General features: G+C 56.4%; 14 protein-coding genes. 1 reads left to right on the top strand and 13 read right to left on the bottom strand.

Features of this window, described 5'->3' with window-relative positions; all coding sequences use genetic code 11:
• Position 1 precedes the first annotated feature (1 nt).
• The 5 genes from eno to rlmD all read right to left on the bottom strand — a co-directional run bounded on the left by eno (position 2) and on the right by rlmD (position 7,682).
• Positions 2–1,300 (bottom strand): phosphopyruvate hydratase, encoded by a 1,299-nt coding sequence (gene eno, locus APT89_RS10315; RefSeq protein WP_006811784.1) that lies wholly within the window; start codon positions 1,298–1,300, stop codon positions 2–4.
• An 81-nt stretch (positions 1,301–1,381) separates the two neighbouring features.
• Positions 1,382–3,019 (bottom strand): glutamine hydrolyzing CTP synthase, encoded by a 1,638-nt coding sequence (gene pyrG / locus APT89_RS10310; RefSeq protein WP_028014254.1) that lies wholly within the window; start codon positions 3,017–3,019, stop codon positions 1,382–1,384.
• 223 nt (positions 3,020–3,242) lie between these two features.
• Entirely contained in the window at positions 3,243–4,034 is a 792-nt protein-coding gene (mazG, locus tag APT89_RS10305; protein ID WP_045261274.1) for a nucleoside triphosphate pyrophosphohydrolase, read from the bottom strand.
• A 66-nt stretch (positions 4,035–4,100) separates the two neighbouring features.
• Entirely contained in the window at positions 4,101–6,332 is a 2,232-nt protein-coding gene (gene relA, locus APT89_RS10300; protein ID WP_028014256.1) for a GTP diphosphokinase, read from the bottom strand.
• Positions 6,333–6,383: 51 nt separating this feature from the next.
• Positions 6,384–7,682 carry a 23S rRNA (uracil(1939)-C(5))-methyltransferase RlmD gene (gene rlmD, locus APT89_RS10295; protein WP_047364448.1) on the bottom strand — a complete coding sequence of 433 codons (1,299 nt, stop codon included), beginning with the start codon at positions 7,680–7,682 and terminating at the stop codon, positions 6,384–6,386.
• Between the two features lie 57 nt (positions 7,683–7,739).
• Here rlmD and barA point away from each other — a divergent pair, with 57 nt between their 5' ends.
• Positions 7,740–10,499 (top strand): two-component sensor histidine kinase BarA, encoded by a 2,760-nt coding sequence (gene barA, locus APT89_RS10290; RefSeq protein ID WP_041908411.1) that lies wholly within the window; start codon positions 7,740–7,742, stop codon positions 10,497–10,499.
• A gap of 97 nt (positions 10,500–10,596) precedes the next feature.
• Here the strand turns inward: barA and APT89_RS10285 are convergent, their stop codons facing one another.
• The 8 genes from APT89_RS10285 to syd all read right to left on the bottom strand — a co-directional run bounded on the left by APT89_RS10285 (position 10,597) and on the right by syd (position 18,907).
• Complete coding sequence (locus APT89_RS10285) at positions 10,597–11,736, bottom strand: glycerate kinase (protein ID WP_045629951.1); 1,140 nt, start codon at positions 11,734–11,736, stop codon at positions 10,597–10,599.
• A gap of 77 nt (positions 11,737–11,813) precedes the next feature.
• A complete protein-coding gene (gene gudD, locus APT89_RS10280) occupies positions 11,814–13,151 on the bottom strand; it encodes a glucarate dehydratase (RefSeq protein ID WP_060572254.1) in 1,338 nt (445 codons plus the stop codon).
• Between the two features lie 15 nt (positions 13,152–13,166).
• Positions 13,167–14,507 (bottom strand): enolase C-terminal domain-like protein, encoded by a 1,341-nt coding sequence (locus APT89_RS10275; RefSeq protein ID WP_060572368.1) that lies wholly within the window; start codon positions 14,505–14,507, stop codon positions 13,167–13,169.
• Positions 14,507–15,862, bottom strand: a complete 1,356-nt coding sequence (gudP, locus tag APT89_RS10270) for a galactarate/glucarate/glycerate transporter GudP (RefSeq protein ID WP_041908405.1) — start codon at positions 15,860–15,862, stop codon at positions 14,507–14,509. Before gudP ends, APT89_RS10275 begins: the two co-directional genes overlap by 1 nt.
• A gap of 292 nt (positions 15,863–16,154) precedes the next feature.
• Positions 16,155–16,604: a flavodoxin gene (locus APT89_RS10265; RefSeq protein WP_028014263.1), complete on the bottom strand. Its 450-nt coding sequence runs from the start codon at positions 16,602–16,604 to the stop codon at positions 16,155–16,157.
• 24 nt (positions 16,605–16,628) lie between these two features.
• Positions 16,629–17,405, bottom strand: coding sequence for a tRNA pseudouridine(65) synthase TruC (gene truC / locus APT89_RS10260; protein WP_060572251.1), 777 nt, complete (start codon positions 17,403–17,405; stop codon positions 16,629–16,631).
• Positions 17,402–17,731: a YqcC family protein gene (locus APT89_RS10255; protein WP_028014265.1), complete on the bottom strand. Its 330-nt coding sequence runs from the start codon at positions 17,729–17,731 to the stop codon at positions 17,402–17,404. Before APT89_RS10255 ends, truC begins: the two co-directional genes overlap by 4 nt.
• A 630-nt stretch (positions 17,732–18,361) precedes the next feature.
• Positions 18,362–18,907 (bottom strand): SecY-interacting protein, encoded by a 546-nt coding sequence (gene syd, locus APT89_RS10250; protein ID WP_028014266.1) that lies wholly within the window; start codon positions 18,905–18,907, stop codon positions 18,362–18,364.
• Positions 18,908–18,957 lie beyond the last annotated feature (50 nt).

The raw sequence follows: 18,957 nt of genomic DNA, 5'->3' as shown, positions 1-18,957 counted from the left end.
ATTATGCCTGGCCTTTGATCTCTTTACGACCGTTGTAAGGTGCTTTTTCACCCAGCGCTTCTTCGATACGAATCAGCTGGTTGTATTTAGCAACACGGTCAGAACGGCTCATAGAACCGGTTTTGATCTGGCCAGCAGCGGTACCAACAGCCAGGTCAGCAATGGTCGCGTCTTCAGTTTCGCCAGAACGGTGAGAGATAACAGCGGTGTAGCCAGCGTCTTTCGCCATTTTGATCGCAGCCAGCGTTTCGGTCAGAGAACCGATCTGGTTGAATTTGATCAGGATGGAGTTAACGATGCCTTTCTCGATGCCTTCTTTCAGGATCTTAGTGTTGGTTACGAACAGATCGTCACCAACCAGCTGGATTTTGTCGCCCAGTACTTTGGTCTGGTATGCGAAACCATCCCAGTCAGACTCGTCCAGACCGTCTTCGATAGAAACGATTGGGTACTGTTTAGTCAGGTCTTCCAGGAAGTGAGTGAACTCTTCGGAGGTGAACGCTTTGTTGCCTTCGCCAGCCAGAACGTATTTACCGTCTTTGTAGAATTCAGATGCTGCACAGTCCATCGCCAGGGTGATGTCTTTGCCCAGCTCGTAGCCTGCTGCTTTAACCGCTTCAGCGATAACAGCCAGTGCTTCTGCGTTAGAACCCAGGTTTGGCGCGTAGCCACCTTCGTCACCAACAGCAGTGTTCATACCTTTAGCTTTCAGAACTTTAGCCAGGTTGTGGAACACTTCAGAACCCATACGAACCGCTTCTTTCAGGGTTTTCGCGCCAACTGGCTGAATCATGAATTCCTGAATATCAACGTTGTTGTCTGCGTGCTCACCACCGTTGATGATGTTCATCATTGGTACAGGCATAGAGTATTTGCCTGGGGTGCCGTTCAGTTCAGCGATGTGCTCGAACAGTGGCATACCTTTAGCAGCGGCTGCTGCTTTGGCGTTCGCCAGGGAAACGGCCAGGATTGCGTTCGCACCGAAGTTAGATTTGTTTTCAGTACCGTCCAGATCGATCATGATCTTGTCGATGCCAGCCTGATCTTTGGCATCTTTGCCAACGATAGCCTGAGCAATAGGACCGTTAACAGCGCCAACCGCTTTCAGTACGCCTTTGCCCATGAAACGGGATTTGTCGCCATCACGCAGTTCCAGCGCTTCACGGGAACCCGTAGAAGCACCTGATGGAGCAGCTGCCATACCGACGAAACCACCTTCCAGATGAACTTCGGCTTCAACGGTCGGGTTACCACGGGAGTCGATGATTTCACGACCGATGACTTTAACGATTTTGGACATTAGATTTTCCTCAGTACAAGTTAAACTAAAACTCCAGACAAACAACGCGTACCGTTGGTACGCGTTGCCGTTCTAACTTTTTTACTTCGCCTGACGCTTCTGGTACTCGCTGGCGGCTTTCACGAAGCCTGCAAACAGCGGATGTCCATCACGCGGCGTTGAAGTAAATTCCGGGTGGAACTGGCAGGCAACAAACCACGGATGGTTTGGCACCTCGATGATCTCGACTAACTGATCGTCCCCGGAGCGACCCGCAACACGCAGGCCCGCGGCTTCAATTTGTTTCAACAACATATTGTTGACTTCATAGCGGTGACGATGGCGCTCGGTGATGACCGGCTCGCCGTACAGCTTGCGAACCACGCTATCGTCGGACAGCTGGCAGGCCTGCGCGCCAAGACGCATAGTGCCACCCAGATCGCTCTTCTCGGTACGGACTTCGACGTTACCGTCTTCGTCGCGCCATTCCGTAATCAGCGCCACGACAGGGTACTTACAGTCTGGCACAAATTCCGTAGAGTTCGCGTTTTCCATTCCCGCTACGTTGCGCGCAAATTCGATCAGCGCAACCTGCATACCCAGGCAGATGCCGAGGTATGGAATATTGTTTTCACGCGCATAGCGTGCAGTGGCGATCTTGCCTTCAACACCACGGTAGCCGAAGCCGCCAGGGATGAGGATAGCATCCAGATCTTTCAGAATTTCAACGCCACGTGTTTCAACATCCTGCGAATCAATCAGCTTGATGTTCACGGAGACGCGGTTCTTCAGACCACCGTGCTTCAGCGCTTCGATAACTGACTTATAGGCGTCCGGCAGTTCGATGTACTTGCCGACCATACCGATAGTCACTTCGCCTGCCGGGTTCGCTTCTTCATAAATAACCTGTTCCCATTCAGACAGGTTAGCTTCCGGACAGTTCAAGCTGAATCGTTTACAAATATAATCGTCCAGACCCTGTGATTTCAACAGGCCCGGGATTTTATAAATGGAATCGACATCTTTCATTGAAATAACGGCTTTTTCAGGCACGTTACAGAACAATGCAATTTTCGCACGTTCGTTCGCTGGAATGGCACGATCGGAACGGCAAACCAGGATGTCAGGCTGAATACCGATAGAGAGCAGTTCTTTAACGGAGTGCTGAGTCGGTTTGGTTTTCACTTCACCTGCCGCCGCCATGTAAGGCACCAGCGTCAGGTGCATGAACAGCGCGTGTTCACGACCAATGTCTACCGCCAGCTGACGAATCGCTTCGAGGAACGGCAGGGATTCGATATCACCCACGGTACCGCCGATTTCAACCAGCACAACGTCATGCCCTTCGCCACCGGCAAGGACACGCTCTTTGATGGCGTTAGTGATGTGTGGGATAACCTGCACGGTCGCGCCCAGGTAGTCACCGCGGCGCTCTTTACGCAGAACGTCAGAGTAGATGCGGCCAGTCGTAAAGTTGTTACGACGGGTCATTTTGGTACGAATGAAACGCTCGTAGTGGCCAAGATCCAGATCGGTTTCAGCGCCGTCTTCAGTAACGAACACTTCCCCGTGTTGGGTTGGGCTCATGGTGCCAGGATCGACGTTGATATACGGATCCAGTTTCATCATGGTCACATTGAGGCCACGGGCTTCAAGAATGGCTGCGAGGGAGGCTGCGGCAATGCCTTTACCCAGAGAGGATACGACCCCGCCGGTCACAAAAATATAGTTCGTTGTCATGCTGAACCTGAGAAGTTAGGGTGAAACGATGGAATAACCAGGACGGGAAAGTAGTATACCCGAACACGGCGAGCGCCACAAACTTTCATTCTCCGTCTCCATTCCAGGCCATGACAAACATAAGGAGTGAGAAAATAGCCCCTTTTGGATAAATGTTTTTGACGCAAATCAAGCGCTTGTCATTTAAAAAATCACACAAATTGCGCTTGATCGCAAAATTCCGTTAGAGATCAGATTCCTGGCGTTTTACTTCCTGCCAGACTTCTTCCATCGCGTCGAGGTCAATTCCGGTCATTTCCAGGCCCCGCGAGGCCACAATCCGCTCGACTTCACGAAAGCGTCGTTCGAATTTCAGGTTGGCTTTTTGCAGCGCGGTTTCCGCTTTTACCCCTAAATGGCGAGAAAGGTTGACGGTGGCGAACAGCAGGTCGCCCATCTCTTCCTCCAGCTTTGCTTCATCGACCACCGCCTGCTGCGCTTCGTGCATCACTTCGTCGATCTCTTCATGCACTTTATCCAGCACGGGTCCCAGGGAATCCCAGTCAAATCCTACCGCCGAGCAGCGCTTTTGAATTTTGTGGGCGCGCATCAGCGCGGGCAGGCTCAGCGGGATGTCGTCCAGCGCAGAGTGTTGGGACTTTTCAGCGCGCTCGGCGCTTTTAATCTGCTCCCAGCGGGCCAGCACCTCTGCGCTGTTTCCTGCGGTGGCATCGCCAAAGATATGCGGATGGCGGCGCTCCAGCTTGTCGCTGATAGCGGCACAGATATCGTCAAAGTTAAAGCGCCCTTCCTCCTGCGCCATCTGGGCGTAGAACACTACCTGGAACAGCAGGTCGCCGAGTTCACCGCGCAGGTCATCGAAATCCTCGCGTGAAATGGCGTCCAGCACCTCATAGGTCTCTTCGAGGGTATAAGGTGCGATGGTCGCGAAAGTCTGCTCCTTGTCCCACGGGCAGCCGTTTTCCGGGTCGCGCAGGCGTTTCATGATGCCGAGCAGGCGGTCGATTTGAGTCATAGTTCTGTCCTGATGAAAAAATGCCGGGTGGCGGCGTTGCCTTACCCGGCCTACGGAAGAGGATGTTTAGCCGCCGTGCAGACGACGCGCGTCAATCACATCCGGCACCTGGTTCAGTTTGCCCAGCACGCGGCCGAGCACCTGCAGGTTGTAGATTTCGATGGTCATATCGATGGTGGCAAGCTGCTCGCGGGTATCGCTGCGGCTGGCGACGCCCAGCACGTTGACCTTCTCGTTGGCGAGAATGGTGGTGATGTCGCGCAGCAGCCCGCTGCGATCGTTGGCAGTGACGCGCACCACCAGCGAGTAACCGGCGGAATAGCTCTCACCCCAGACCGCTTCCACGATACGCTCCGGCGCGTGGGACTGCAGTTCGGCAAGCTGGTCGCAGTCGGAGCGGTGGATCGAGATCCCGCGCCCCTGGGTGATAAAGCCGACGATATCGTCCCCCGGAATCGGCTGGCAGCAGCGGGCAATGTGGTGCATCAGGTTGCCCACGCCCTCGACCACCACGCGGCCGTTGTCTTTGCTGCGCTGCTGCGGGGCATAGGTTTTCTGCTGCAGCTGCTTCAGCGCCGCCGCGTCCTGCTCTTCCGCGCTAGGCTTGTTGAACTGCGCCTGCAGGAAGTTGACCATCTGATTCAGACGGATATCACCGCCGCCAATCGCCGCCAGCAGCTCGTCCAGCTCGTTGAAGTTGTAGCGCGGCAGCAGGAATTTCTCTGCTTCTTTCAGGCTGATCCCGATATGCTCCAGCTCGTCGTCAAGGATCTGGCGACCGGCAAGAATGTTTTTGTCACGATCCTGCTTGCGGAACCAGGCGTGAATTTTGGAGCGCCCGCGGCTGGTGGTGACGTAACCGAGGTTCGGGTTAAGCCAGTCGCGGCTCGGGTTTGGCTGCTTCTGGGTAATGATTTCAATCTGGTCGCCCATCTGCAGCTGATAGGTAAACGGCACGATACGTCCGCCGATCTTCGCCCCGATGCAGCGGTGCCCCACGTCGCTGTGAATGTGGTAGGCAAAATCGAGCGGCGTGGAGCCAGCCGGCAGGTCGACAACGTCCCCTTTCGGGGTAAAGACGTAGACACGGTCATCAAAGACCTGGCTGCGCACCTCGTCGAGCATTTCGCCGGAGTCGGCCATCTCTTCCTGCCACGCAATCAGCTTGCGCAGCCAGGCGATGCGGTCTTCGTGGCCGGAGCGTGCCCCGCCAGAAGTGCCCTCTTTGTACTTCCAGTGCGCGGCTACGCCCAGCTCGGCGTCTTCGTGCATCTGTTTGGTGCGGATTTGAATCTCGACCGTTTTGCCGCCGGGGCCAAGCACCACGGTATGAATGGACTGGTAGCCGTTCGGTTTTGGGTTCGCGACATAGTCGTCAAATTCATCCGGCAGGTGGCGGAAGTGAGTATGTACTATCCCCAGCGCGGCGTAGCAGTCCTGCAGACGCTCCGCCACGATACGCACGGCGCGCACGTCAAACAGCTCGTCAAAGGCGAGGTGTTTCTTCTGCATTTTGCGCCAGATGCTGTAGATGTGCTTAGGCCGACCGTAAACTTCGGCACGCACATTCTCTTCTTTCATGGCCTGGCGCAGCCCGCTGACAAACTCGTCGATGTAGTGCTCACGATCGATACGGCGCTCATGCAGGAGTTTGGCAATGCGCTTGTATTCTGCCGGATGCAGATAGCGGAAGCAGTAATCTTCCAGCTCCCATTTCAGCTGACCAATCCCTAAGCGGTTCGCCAGCGGCGCATAGATGTTCGTACACTCTTTGGCGGCCAGCACGCGCTCGTCTTCCGGCGCATCCTTCACCTCCCGCAGGTGGGCAATACGCTCGGCCAGCTTGATGACCACGCAGCGAAAATCATCCACCATGGCCAGCAGCATCCGGCGGACGTTATCAACCTGCTCTGAGGAGACGGAATCGGTATGCGCGGCTTTTAGCTGGCGAATGGCCGCCATATCGCGCACGCCGTGGATCAGCGCAACGACGGATTTGCCGACGCTGTCGCGCAGCACATCCTCGCTGACCACATCCGCATCCGCGAGGGGGAAGAGCAGCGCGGCCTGCAGCGTTTCGATGTCCATGTTCAGCATGGACAAGATTTCAACCATCTCCACGCCGCGCCACAGGAGAAGATCGGCATCCGGGTGTCCCTGCGTGGTGCGCAGACAGTAGGCCCAGGTTTCGGTTAAGCGTTCACACGACTGCTGGCTGGAAATTCCCAGACTTGCGATCCATTTTTGTGGGTCAAACTCCCCAGCTTTATTGAGATGTGCACTTCTTACCGCAACCATTGTCCTCTCCTTTAGGGACCAGGGCCTGTCGAAGTCGACAAGCCAAACAAATTAGATGTGCTCGAACAACGCCATCGATTCCAGATGTCCAGTGTGCGGGAACATATCCAGCATTGCCAGACGCCGAATCTGGTAACCCGCGCTGATTAACGCCTCACTGTCACGGGCAAGCGTTGCCGGGTTACAGGAAACATAGACCACGCGCCTGGGCGCGAGTTTAATAATATGCGCCATGACGCCTGGGGCACCTGCACGCGCCGGGTCGAGCAGGATTTTGTCGAAACCCTGCTTTGCCCACGGCTGTTGAGTGACATCTTCCTCGAGATTTTGATGAAAGAATGTCACATTTTGCAAGCTGTTCTGCTCTGCGTTTTCCTGGCCTTTGACCACCAGCGCCTCAACGCCTTCCACCCCGACCACGCTTGCCGCTCTGCGCGCCAGCGGCAGGGTAAAGTTACCCATGCCGCAGAACAGATCGAGCACACGGTCAGTGGGCTGTACGTCAAGCCATTCCAGGGTCTTCGCCACCATATGCTGGTTTATGCCGTCGTTGACCTGGATAAAATCACGCGGACTGAACGTTAAGCGTAGCCCGTCTGACGCATACCAGGGAGCTTCGCCCGATACCTGTTCAAGTATCTCGCTTTGCGGCGCGAGGAAAAGCGCAAGCTCATGAGAATGCGAAAAGCGTTCCAGTTTTTCGCGATCTTTTTTCGACAGCGGCACGGTGTGGCGCAGCACCATCAGCGGGCCGTTGTTCGCCAGCACCAGTTCAACGTGGCCCAATGAACGCACCCCGTCGAGCGATGCAAGACAGCGGTGCACGTCCGGAAGTAACGCCTCAAGATGGGGCACCAAAATGGGGCACCGCTTCACGTCAACAATATCGCTGGAGGCTGCTTTGCGAAAACCCATCTCCAGCCGCTCCGTTTTGGGCTGATAGCTCAGGCTCAGGCGCGCGCGGCGGCGATAGCCCCAGGGCTCATCGGCGATAATCTCGTCAACTTCGTGTTTAAGGAGGCGCGCCAGCGCGCGGCTTTTACTTTTTTGCTGTAATTCTGTGCTCGCATGCTGTTGCTGGCAGCCTCCGCACACGCCAAAATGGGGACAGCGGGGCTCCACGCGCTCAGGGCTCGCGTTGAGGCGACGCTTCACCTCTCCGCGCGCGTACTGACGCTTGTCTTCCGTCAGCGTAATTTCTGCTCGTTCTCCTGGCAGCAAACCTGTTATAAACAGAGTCTTACCGTTGTGACGAGCCACTCCCTGACCAAACGGATCAAGGTCCGTGGCTTCAACAGTAATGATTTGACGCGTCGTCACGCGTCGCTTTGCAGAGTAGAATTGCGCCATCGCCGAGATTTTTCTCACATAAACATAATTATCTTAATTGTCCCATAACGGAACGCCATGACCAACTACAGCCTGCGCGCGCGCATGATGATTTTGATCCTCGCCCCCACCGTTCTCATCGGTTTGCTGCTGAGTATCTTCTTTGTGGTGCACCGCTATAACGATTTGCAGCGACAGCTGGAGGACGCGGGCGCCAGCATTATCGAACCGCTCGCCGTCTCAAGCGAGTATGGGATGAACCTGCAAAACCGTGAATCCATTGGGCAGTTAATCAGCGTGCTCCACCGCCGCCACTCGGATATCGTCCGCGCCATTTCCGTCTACGACGAACATAACCGCCTGTTTGTCACCTCAAACTTTCATCTCGATCCGACCACGCTGAAGATCCCTGACGGTACGCCCTTCCCGCGCCATCTCACCGTGTTGCGGCGCGGCGACATCATGATCCTGCGAACGCCGATCGTGTCGGAAAGCTATTCACCCGATGAGTCTGCGCAATCCGATGCCAAATCCAGCAATAACATGCTGGGATATGTAGCGCTTGAGCTGGATCTCAAGTCGGTACGGCTGCAGCAGTACAAAGAAATTTTTATCTCCGGCGTGATGATGCTGTTCTGCATTGGTATTGCGCTGATCTTCGGCTGGCGTCTGATGCGTGACGTCACGGGTCCCATCCGCAACATGGTTAATACCGTTGACCGCATCCGCCGGGGACAGCTCGACAGCCGCGTGGAAGGGTTTATGTTGGGCGAGCTGGATATGCTGAAAAACGGCATTAACTCGATGGCGATGTCGCTGGCGGCCTATCACGAAGAGATGCAGCATAACGTTGACCAGGCCACCTCTGACCTGCGCGAAACGCTGGAGCAGATGGAGATCCAGAACGTTGAGCTGGATCTGGCGAAAAAGCGCGCTCAGGAAGCGGCGCGTATCAAGTCTGAGTTTCTGGCCAATATGTCGCACGAGCTGCGTACGCCGCTCAATGGCGTGATCGGCTTTACCCGCCTGACCCTGAAAAGCGAGCTCAACCCAACTCAGCGCGATCACCTGCACACCATTGAACGTTCGGCCAATAACCTGCTGGCGATCATTAACGACGTGCTGGACTTCTCCAAGCTGGAGGCGGGCAAACTGATTCTGGAAAGTATTCCCTTCCCGCTGCGCAGTACGCTCGATGAAGTGGTGACGCTGCTCGCGCACTCGTCGCACGACAAGGGCCTTGAGCTAACGCTCAATATTAAAAACGACGTGCCGGACAACGTTATTGGCGATCCGCTGCGCCTGCAGCAGGTCATTACCAATCTTGTCGGGAATGCGATTAAATTCACCGAAAGCGGCAACATCGACATCCTGGTAGAAAAACGCGCCATCAGTAATAACAAGGTGCAGATTGAGGTTCAAATCCGCGATACCGGTATCGGCATTCCGGAGCGGGATCAGTCGCGTCTGTTCCAGGCGTTCCGTCAGGCGGACGCCAGCATCTCCCGCCGCCATGGCGGTACCGGACTGGGACTGGTGATCACGCAGAGGCTGGTAAACGAGATGGGCGGCGATATCTCTTTCCACAGCCAGCCAAACCGCGGCTCAACCTTCTGGTTCCATATTAACCTCGACCTCAATCCGAACGTGCTGACCGACGGCCCGGTGACGGACTGTCTGAAAGGTAAGCGCCTGGCCTACGTCGAGCCTAATGCGGCAGCGGCGCAGTGCGCGCTGGATATTTTAAGCACCACGCCGCTGGAGGTGGTTTACAGTCCAACCTTCTCAGCCCTGGCCGTTGATCATTACGACATTTTGCTGATGGGGATCCCGGTGACCTTCACCGGCGAGCTGACCATGCAGCAGGAGCGGCTGGCGAAAGCCGCGTCGATGACCGACTATCTGCTGCTGGCGCTGCCCTGCCACGCCCAGCTTAATGCGGAAGAGTTGAAAAACGACGGTGCGGCCGCGTGCCTGCTTAAACCACTCACCGCGACCCGCCTGCTGCCCGCCCTCACGGAGTATTGCCGTCTTAGCCAGCACGCACTGCCGTTGATTAACGACGAGCAAAAACTGCCCATGAGCGTGATGGCGGTGGATGATAATCCGGCAAACCTGAAGCTAATCGGCGTATTGCTGGAAGACCAGGTTCAGCATGTTGAGCTGTGTACCAGCGGCGCCCAGGCGGTTGAACTGGCTAAACAGATGCAGTTCGACTTAATTCTGATGGATATTCAGATGCCGGGCATGGATGGCATTCGTGCCTGCGAGCTGATCCACCAGCTCCCGCATCAGCAGCAAACCCCGGTGATTGCGGTCACCGCGCATGCGATGGCCGGTCAGAAAGAGAAGCTGCTGAGCGCCGGGATGAATGATTACCTGGCGAAACCTATCGACGAAGAGAAGCTTCATAACCTGCTGTTACGCTATAAGCCGGGGCACATTGGCGGAACATATACGGTTTTCAGCGAGCCGGTTGAGGTAAGCGTTAATCAAAATGCGACCTTTGACTGGCAGCTGGCGCTGCGCCAGGCGGCAGGGAAACCCGATTTAGCACGAGAGATGCTGCAAATGCTGGTCGCGTTTCTGCCGGAGATCCGTAATAAGGTTGAAGAACAGCTGGTGGGCGAGAACCCGGAAGAGCTGCTGGAAGCGATCCACAAGCTGCACGGCAGCTGCGGCTACAGCGGCGTACCGCGGCTGAAAAACCTCTGCCAGCTGCTGGAGCAGCAGCTGCGCGCGGGTACGCCGGAATCGGAGCTTGAACCGGAGTTCCTGGAACTGCTGGATGAGATGGATAACGTGACGCGGGAAGCGATGAAGGTGTTGGGGAGCTGAGGTAAAAGCCCGGTGGCGGCTTCGCCTTACCGGGCCTACGATTGCGGGTGCGGCCTGATGCCCTCACCCCGCCCCTCTCCCACGGGGAGAGGGAGAACTACATCCCCTGCCCCACTTTCAGCACCGCCGCGATATTCCTTGCGGCCATCTGTACATTCTCGCTGGCATTTTCCAGCGCGTCCTCCAGCGAGCAGATGGTGTAGATCACGCTAAACACCGCGTCTAAGCCGTGATCGTGTACAACGCCAACATCCGCCGTCAGGCTACCTGCAATACCGATAACGGGCTTATTAAAGCGTTTCGCCACTTTCGCCACTCCTACCGGCACTTTGCCATGGATCGTCTGGCTGTCGATGCGGCCTTCCCCGGTGATCACCAGATCCGCATCGGCCACCTGGTCGGCCAGGTGTAGCGCATCGGTCACAATCTCAATGCCCTGGCGCAACTCCGCGCCACAAAAAGCGTACAGCGCCGCGCCCATGCCACCCGCCGCACCGCCGCCAGCAAGGTTGAGCACATCAATGTCCAGATCCCGGGCAATGACTCTTGCATAGTGCGCAAGCGCGTTGTCCAGAGTGACGATCATCTCGGGTGTAGCGCCCTTTTGCGGGCCAAATACCGCTGACGCGCCATCCTTACCGGTGAGCGGATTCGTCACATCGCAGGCGACTTCTATCCGGCACTCCGCCAGACGCTGGTCGAGGCCGCTCAGGTCGATCCGCGCAAGATTATCCAGCTCGCCCCCGCCCTGCCCCAGCGGCTGTTCATTGTCGTCCAGCAGCTTAGCCCCCAGCGCCTGCACCATCCCGGCGCCGCCGTCATTGGTGGCGCTGCCACCGATACCGATGATGATATGCTTAACGCCCGCATCCAGCGCGTGGCGGATAAGTTCCCCCGTGCCCCAGGAGGTCGTTTTCAGAGGGTCACGCAGTGAAGGGGCTACCAGTTCCAGACCGCTTGCCGCCGCCATTTCAATAAAGGCGCTCTGCTCGTCACCGGATATTCCATAAAATCCGTCCACGCGCTCGCCCAGCGGACCGGTCACCGGAACGTGCACAATGCGTCCCCGGGTTGCCGCGATCATCGCCTCAACCGTGCCTTCACCGCCATCAGCGACCGGCAGTTTGACGTACTCCGCCTCAGGGAAAATCTCGCGAAAACCGCGCTCGATCGCTGTCGCAACCTCAAGCGCACTCAAACTTTCCTTATACGAGTCCGGTGCGATAACAATTTTCATAAGCCATCCTTACGCATAGTCGTTACGTTAAGCATACACCACGTAGGAAACCGCTCATGGGAGCGGTCCCAATGCGTTTATCGTACCATGCACGGACGTTTATTGTCGAATGTCCAGTCAGGGATCAGGTACTGCATCGCCATCGCGTCGTCGCGCGCGCCCAGACCGTGTTTTTGATACAGCTCGTGTGCTTTCATTACCTGATCCATATCCAGCTCAACGCCCAACCCCGGCGTGGACGGCACCTGCACCATTCCACCTTTGATCTCAAACGGCTCTTTGGTGAGGCGCTGGTTACCCTCCTGCCAGATCCAGTGCGTGTCGATAGCGGTAATGGTGCCCGGCGCGGCGGCGGCAACGTGGGTAAACATCGCCAGCGACACGTCAAAATGGTTGTTGGAGTGCGAGCCCCAGGTCAGGCCAAACTCGTGGCACATCTGCGCCACGCGCACCGAGCCCTGCATTGTCCAGAAGTGCGGGTCCGCCAGCGGGATATCCACCGATTGCAGAGAGAGCGTGTGCCCCATCTGACGCCAGTCGGTGGCGATCATATTGGTCGCGGTCGGTAGCCCCGTAGCGCGACGGAATTCCGCCATGACTTCGCGGCCCGAGAAGCCTTGCTCAGCCCCGCATGGATCTTCGGCGTAGGCCAGTACGCCCTTGAGCTGCTTGCCAATATCGATCGCTTCATCAAGCGACCACGCGCCGTTCGGATCCAGCGTCACGCGCGCCTGCGGGAAACGTTTTGCCAGCGCGGTAATGGCTTCCGCCTCCTCTTCCCCCGCCAGCACGCCGCCTTTCAGTTTGAAATCATTGAAGCCATATTTTTCATACGCGGCTTCTGCCAGCCGCACCACCGCATCCGGGGTCATCGCTTCTTCGTGACGTACGCGGTACCAGTCGCATTGGTCATCCGGCTGGCTCTGATACGGCAGCGGCGTCAGCTTGCGGTCGCCGACAAAGAACAGATAGCCGAGCATCTCCACTTCACTGCGCTGCTGGCCCTCGCCCAGCAGCGACGCGACGTTAACGCTCAGGTGCTGGCCCAGCAGATCAAGCATCGCGGCTTCAATGCCGGTCACCACGTGGATAGTGGTGCGCAAATCGAAGGTTTGCAGACCGCGGCCGCTGGCATCGCGATCGGCAAAGGTATTGCGCACGGTGTTGAGGACATTTTTGTACTCACCCAGCGTTTTGCCCACCACCAGCGGAATGGCATCCTCCAGCGTTTTGCGGATCTTCTCCCCGCCTGGAATTTCACCCACGCCGGTATGGCCGGCATTGTCTTTGATAATGACAATATTGCGCGTGAAGAACGGCGCATGCGCCCCGCTCAGGTTCATCAGCATGCTGTCATGACCTGCGACCGGAATGATTTGCATGGAGGTGACGACAGGGGTCGTAAAAGTACTCATCGTGTAATCCTTTTATCAGTGACGTCCAAAAACAGGGAGCTTACGGTCAAATGTCCAGCCGGGGATAAGGTACTGCATCGGACCCGCGTCGTTACGTGCGCCGCCCGGTAGCTTTTTATACGCCTCATGGGCTTGATGAACCTGATCCCAGTCAAGCTCCACGCCCAGCCCCGGCGCATCGGGTACGGCAATTTTACCGTTTTTGATCTCCAGCGGATTTTTCGTCAGACGAGCTTCGCCTTCCTGCCAAATCCAGTGGGTGTCGATGGCGGTCGGGTTACCCGGCGCCGCCGCGCCAACGTGGGTAAACATTGCCAGCGAGATATCGAAATGGTTATTGGAGTGGCAGCCCCAGGTCAGGCCCCAGTCATCGCACAGCTGCGCCACGCGCACCGCGCCGGAGAGCGTCCAGAAGTGCGGGTCTGCCAGCGGAATGTCGACGGCGTTTAGCATCACCGCGTGGCCCATTTCGCGCCAGTTGGTGGCGATCATATTGGTCGCAACCGGCAGCCCAGTTGCGCGGCGGAATTCGGCCATCACCTCGCGGCCTGAGAAGCCCTGCTCGGCGCCGCACGGGTCTTCCGCGTAGGTCAGCACGTCCCCGAGACCTTTACACAGCCTAATCGCCTCATCCAGCAGCCAGGCGCCGTTCGGGTCAACGGTGATGCGCGCCTCCGGGAAGCGTTTTTTCAGCGCCCGGGCTGTTTCAATTTCCTGCTCGCCGGGCAACACGCCGCCTTTCAGCTTGAAATCCTTAAAGCCGTAGCGATCCTGAGCAGCTTCAGCCAGCCGGACCACCGCCTCGCCGGAGAGCGCTTCCTGATGGCGCAGCTGATACCAGTCGTGGTCACCCGGTGAACGAGCCAGATAGGGGAGATCGGTTTTATTGCGATCGCCAACGTAGAACAGATAGCCCAGCACGGTGACCGCATTGCGCTGTTTGCCTGGCCCCAGCAGTTCACAGACCGGAACGTTAAGGGCTTTACCGAGTAAATCCAGCAGCGCCGCTTCCAGGGCGGCGACCGCATTGACGCGCAGTTCAAACGTCCACGCGCCCTTGCCGAAGGTATCAAAGTCCGCCGACTGATTGCCCTTATGCACCCGCTGAACCACCTTATTCAGACGAGCCACTTCCTGGCCTACGACCTGTGGAATAGCCTCTACCAGGGTCTGGTAGATCACTTCCCCGCCGGGGGCTTCACCTACCCCGGTGTTGCCTGCGCTATCGGTCAGCACCACGATATTGCGGGTAAACCATGCGTTATGCGCGCCGCCAATATTGAGCAGCATGCTGTCCTGACCGGCCACCGGGATAACTTTCATTTCCGTGACGACAGGGCTTGATTGTGTTGTCATCATCCGCGCTCCACAACAGGTTTAAGTTCGACGCGTTTAATATCACCCACCAGCACCAGATAACTCAGCACCGCCACCAGGGCATGCACACCAACGTAGATTAGCGCGCCGTTGAAAGACCCCGTGGTGCCGACGATGTAGCCGATAGCGATAGGTGTAACAATCCCGGAAACGTTGCCGAACATATTGAACAGACCGCCGCTCAGGCCGCTGATCTCTTTCGGTGCCGTATCCGCCATCACCGCCCAGCCCAGCGCGCCAATCCCTTTGCCGAAGAAGGCCATCGCCATAAAGCCGATAATCATCCACTCGGCACTGACGTAGTTACAGAACACCATGGTCATGGAGAGCAGCATGCCGAGCACAATCGGCGTTTTACGCGCGATGTTCAGCGAACCCGTGCGGCGCATCAGCCAGTCGGAAATGACCCCGCCAAGCACGCCGCCGATGAAGCCGCAGATTGCCGGGACCGAGGCAACAAACCCCGCTTTGAGGATCGACATGCCGCGCGCCTGCACCAGATAAACCGGGAACCAGGTGATAAAGAAGTAAGTTAAGGCGTTGATACAGTACTGACCGAGATAGATACCGATCATCATGCGCGAGCCGACGAGCTGCTTGATCTGCGCCCATTTCTGGCTGAAGGGGACTTTTGCTTTGTCAGATTTCTGATCCATATTGATCAGCGCCCCGCCCTCAGCAATGTATTCCAGCTCCTTCTTGTTCACGCCAGGGTGCTGATTCGGTTCGTGGATCACTTTCAGCCAGATAAAGCTGATGACGATCCCAAGCCCGCCCATAAAGAAGAAGACGTGCGACCAGCCCACCTCATGCGTCAGCCAGCCCATAATGGGCGCAAAGATCACCGTCGCGAAATACTGGGCAGAGTTAAAAATTGCCACCGCTGTTCCCCTCTCCTGCGCAGGAAACCAGGCCGCGACAATGCGGCTGTTGCCCGGGAAGGAAGGGGCTTCCGCCAGGCCTACCAGAAAGCGCAGCGTAAAGAGCGCCACGATAATGCCAAAGCCGCTGAAGATATCGACGAAACCCTGCAAAAGGGTAAAAGCAGACCAGATAAAGATGGACCAGAAATAGACGCGTTTAGAGCCAAAACGGTCCAGCAGCCAGCCGCCAGGAATTTGGCCGATGACGTAGGCCCACGAGAATGCAGAAAAAACGTAACCCATGCCCACCGGATCAAGGCCGATGTCTTTTGCCATCTCCGAGCCGGCAATCGACAGCGTGGCGCGGTCACCATAGTTAAAGGACGTGACGATAAACAGCATCACCACTATCCAGTAGCGGGCATTAGTGCGCTTTTCAGCGCTGCTCGCTGCGTGGCTTAATGTACTCATTGTTGCACTCCTGAAACATAGCTTTCGCCTGTTCATTCTGTACAGCACCGGTAGGGTAATCAGAATGAGATAAGTTTTGTCGTTTTAGTACGGCCTGAAGCCGTTTTATTGTGACCGGAAAAGTATATGAAGGAGTGACAGGTTCGCTCACCGTGCAGAAACACAACATTGAGGAGTGTGGGGAACGTGGTTTGAGGCATAAGCCCAAAGCAGTGGAAGATACTTCACGGAATTGAGGATTTGATGCGGCTTTGTTGCCGGGTGGCGGCTACGCCTTACCCGGCCTACGAAACTATTTAAGAAGCGTTGCCCAGTGTTCAACCCACGGGTTCGACTCGCTTTCGGGTTCAGGATGCTCACCGGCATCAATCAGCAGCATCTCGCCGACGCGCTGGGCGCTCTGTTCCTGAAGAAGCGCATCGAACTGCTTGCCGCCGCCGCAGAAGTTGGCGTAAGAGCTATCGCCAAGGGCAATAATGCCGTAGTGAACGTCCGGCTGGTAGCCAAGCCGATCTTTAATGCCCTGGAAAAGCGGCACGATACTGTCCGGGAGATCGCCCTGACCGGTGGTGGAGGTCACTACCAGAATGTATTTATCTTTATACTTTTCCCAGTCCGCCAGCTCCGGGTCTTCATAGACCGTGGCTTTATGGCCCTGGCTTGTCAAAATCGCCTCAGCCTCTTCCGCTACCAGCAGCGAGTTGCCGTACATTGTGCCGACAAAAATGCCTACTTCAGCCATGCTTTGCTCCCGTAATTATTGCGCTTACCGTTCATCCTGAACGTTGCCTGATACAAACTCAACCCTTTCATTTTCGGGGAGTTGTCCCCGCCAGCCAAACTGTGACAGCGCCTGCGTCCAGACGTCGTCCAGCCCGGCACGAATAATCAGTGGTTCACCGGTAAACGGGTGAGTCAGGCTAAGCTCGCTGGCGTGCAGCATCAGTCTGTTACAGCCAAAATGCTCTGCCGCGCTGCGGTTCTGGCGCAGATCGCCGTGCTTGCTGTCGCCAATAATCGGGTGGCGCAGGTGCGCAAGATGGCGGCGAAGCTGGTGCTTGCGTCCGGTTTTGGGCAAAAGCTCAACCAGGCTGTAGCGTGTGGTGGGGAATTTGCTGGTTGCTACCGGCATTTCCGTTGTCGCCATGCCGCGATAATCCGTCACCGCGGGCTGCGGGCCTTTGTCATCGCGGGCAAATTTATCGGCGATTTTGTCCAGCTCCTCCACCAGCGGATAGTCCAGCGTGGCGGATTCGGTCAGCCAGCCACGAACGATCGCGTGGTAGCGCTTCTGGATCTGGTGCTGTTCGAACTGCTGCGCCAGCAGGCGGCCCGCCTCGCTGGAAAGCCCCATCAGCAGCACGCCGGAAGTCGGTCTGTCGAGGCGGTGCGCGGTAAACACATGCTGACCAATCTGGTCGCGCACGGTTTGCATCACCACCACTTTCTCATCGCGATCCAGCCAGCTGCGGTGCACCAGCCAGCCAGACGGTTTATTCACCGCCACCAGCCACTCGTCCTGATAGAGGATTTCCAGCGTCATGCCTCTTCACCGGCAAACAGGGCGTCCAGTTTTTCCAGCTCAACCAGCATCACATCGCGCGCAGGGTGCGTCGCCTCAAGCGCCATTTCATAGTAGGGAGAAACGGCGAACGCCTGCGGCAAAGGATGACCGCCTTCCAGCAGCGCGTGCATGCGCGGAATTAATACCCACTGGAGCCACTCGAACGGTGCCAGCGTATCCAGGCAGAATGGCTGGGTACTGGCAAACGCTTCCGGATTCGGCGCGGTCTCCTGCCACAGCTGATGCTGGCGCAAAAGGGCTTCGATGGCGTGCAACTGAGCACGAACGCTATCGTGTTGCGTCATAGTAACCTCAACTGAAAAAGTGAACGGCGCGCAGCATAGCATTGCGGAAGACAGAAATAAAAAAGGGAGCACTGTAAAAACAGTGCTCCCGGTTCGTTTCGCAGCATTCCAGCTACAATTCGTGCTCCCTGCTCTTCCGTGACAACTTTTCCTGATGCCCGAAGGCCTGGTCATCCTTATACCTTTTGCATCCTGCACACATCTTCCTGACGTGTTTGTTTCATCCTGAAACGTCCTGGCCTTCCTGACCCACCGACCATCCTGTTCGGTTCTCGTTCTCCTTCCTGGAGGTGTCCCTTACGCGTCCTGCGTTATCCTTTTGCTTCATCCTGAAGCCTTCCTGCAGCGCCATCCTGACGTGTCCTGAGTAAGAAACGCCATCATCCTGATGTTCGTTTCTCGTGTCGGCGTCCTGCCGACGGAGATAGAATCCGCTATTCCGCTTCGTCTTACAACCCACCCTTGCAGCACTGTAAGCCGTAAGAAATCCCTAAAAAAGATGCGATGAACAACTAATTCTTTGAAAAACAGAGTGATATTAATCTGAATTAAATAAGGCAATACTGAATGATCCAGCGATCTCTCACAAACCTTGTAAGAGATCTCTCACACGCGTCGTAGCATCATGGATTACAGAAGCGGCTCAAGCCGGGTAAGGAAATCCGCAAGAGAGGGGGCGAGCGTTTCGCGATTGCGGGTACCGATGGTCTCTTTAATCACTTCCCCGGACAGGTTGCAGACGGATATCACATCCAGTTCGCTGTCCAGCGTGGCAATAAAGAGCGTCGGAGAAAGCTTAAGGCGTTTTTGCGTGACCAGATGACCAATCAGGTTTTCCTGAACACGCTGCAGATCGTCTTCGCTCCAGGTCTGCAACAGCGTCAGCGTCAAATCACCCAAGCGCGCGGGCATATCCCCTGCGAACTGCGTGGCATAAAACGCGTGAACCGCTGGTTGTACCACAAGGTCCATAGCCCGTTCAACCGCATTTACATTTTGCTCAGCGGTATTGGGCTTCGGCTGCCAGATAACATAGTCATCCTGCGAAGAGATAATGCACGGCGACGGCACGCCATATAAATCAGCGCTTTGTGGCCATGTTCCGTGCTTTTCATGCCACGCGTCGCAATAGCGGGTTGTGAAGGTAGTAAGGGCATTTGCAGTTTCGATGTCCACCGATTTCTCTCTTCTTGTAAGACAGGATAAACTCTGCCCATAAGTGTACC

It is taken from the genome of Enterobacter sp. 50588862 (genome assembly GCF_001462935.1).
GTDB lineage: Bacteria > Pseudomonadota > Gammaproteobacteria > Enterobacterales > Enterobacteriaceae > Enterobacter > Enterobacter bugandensis.
The sequence above is the reverse complement of the archived record's forward strand: the minus strand, read 5'-3'. Positions and strand labels throughout refer to the sequence as shown.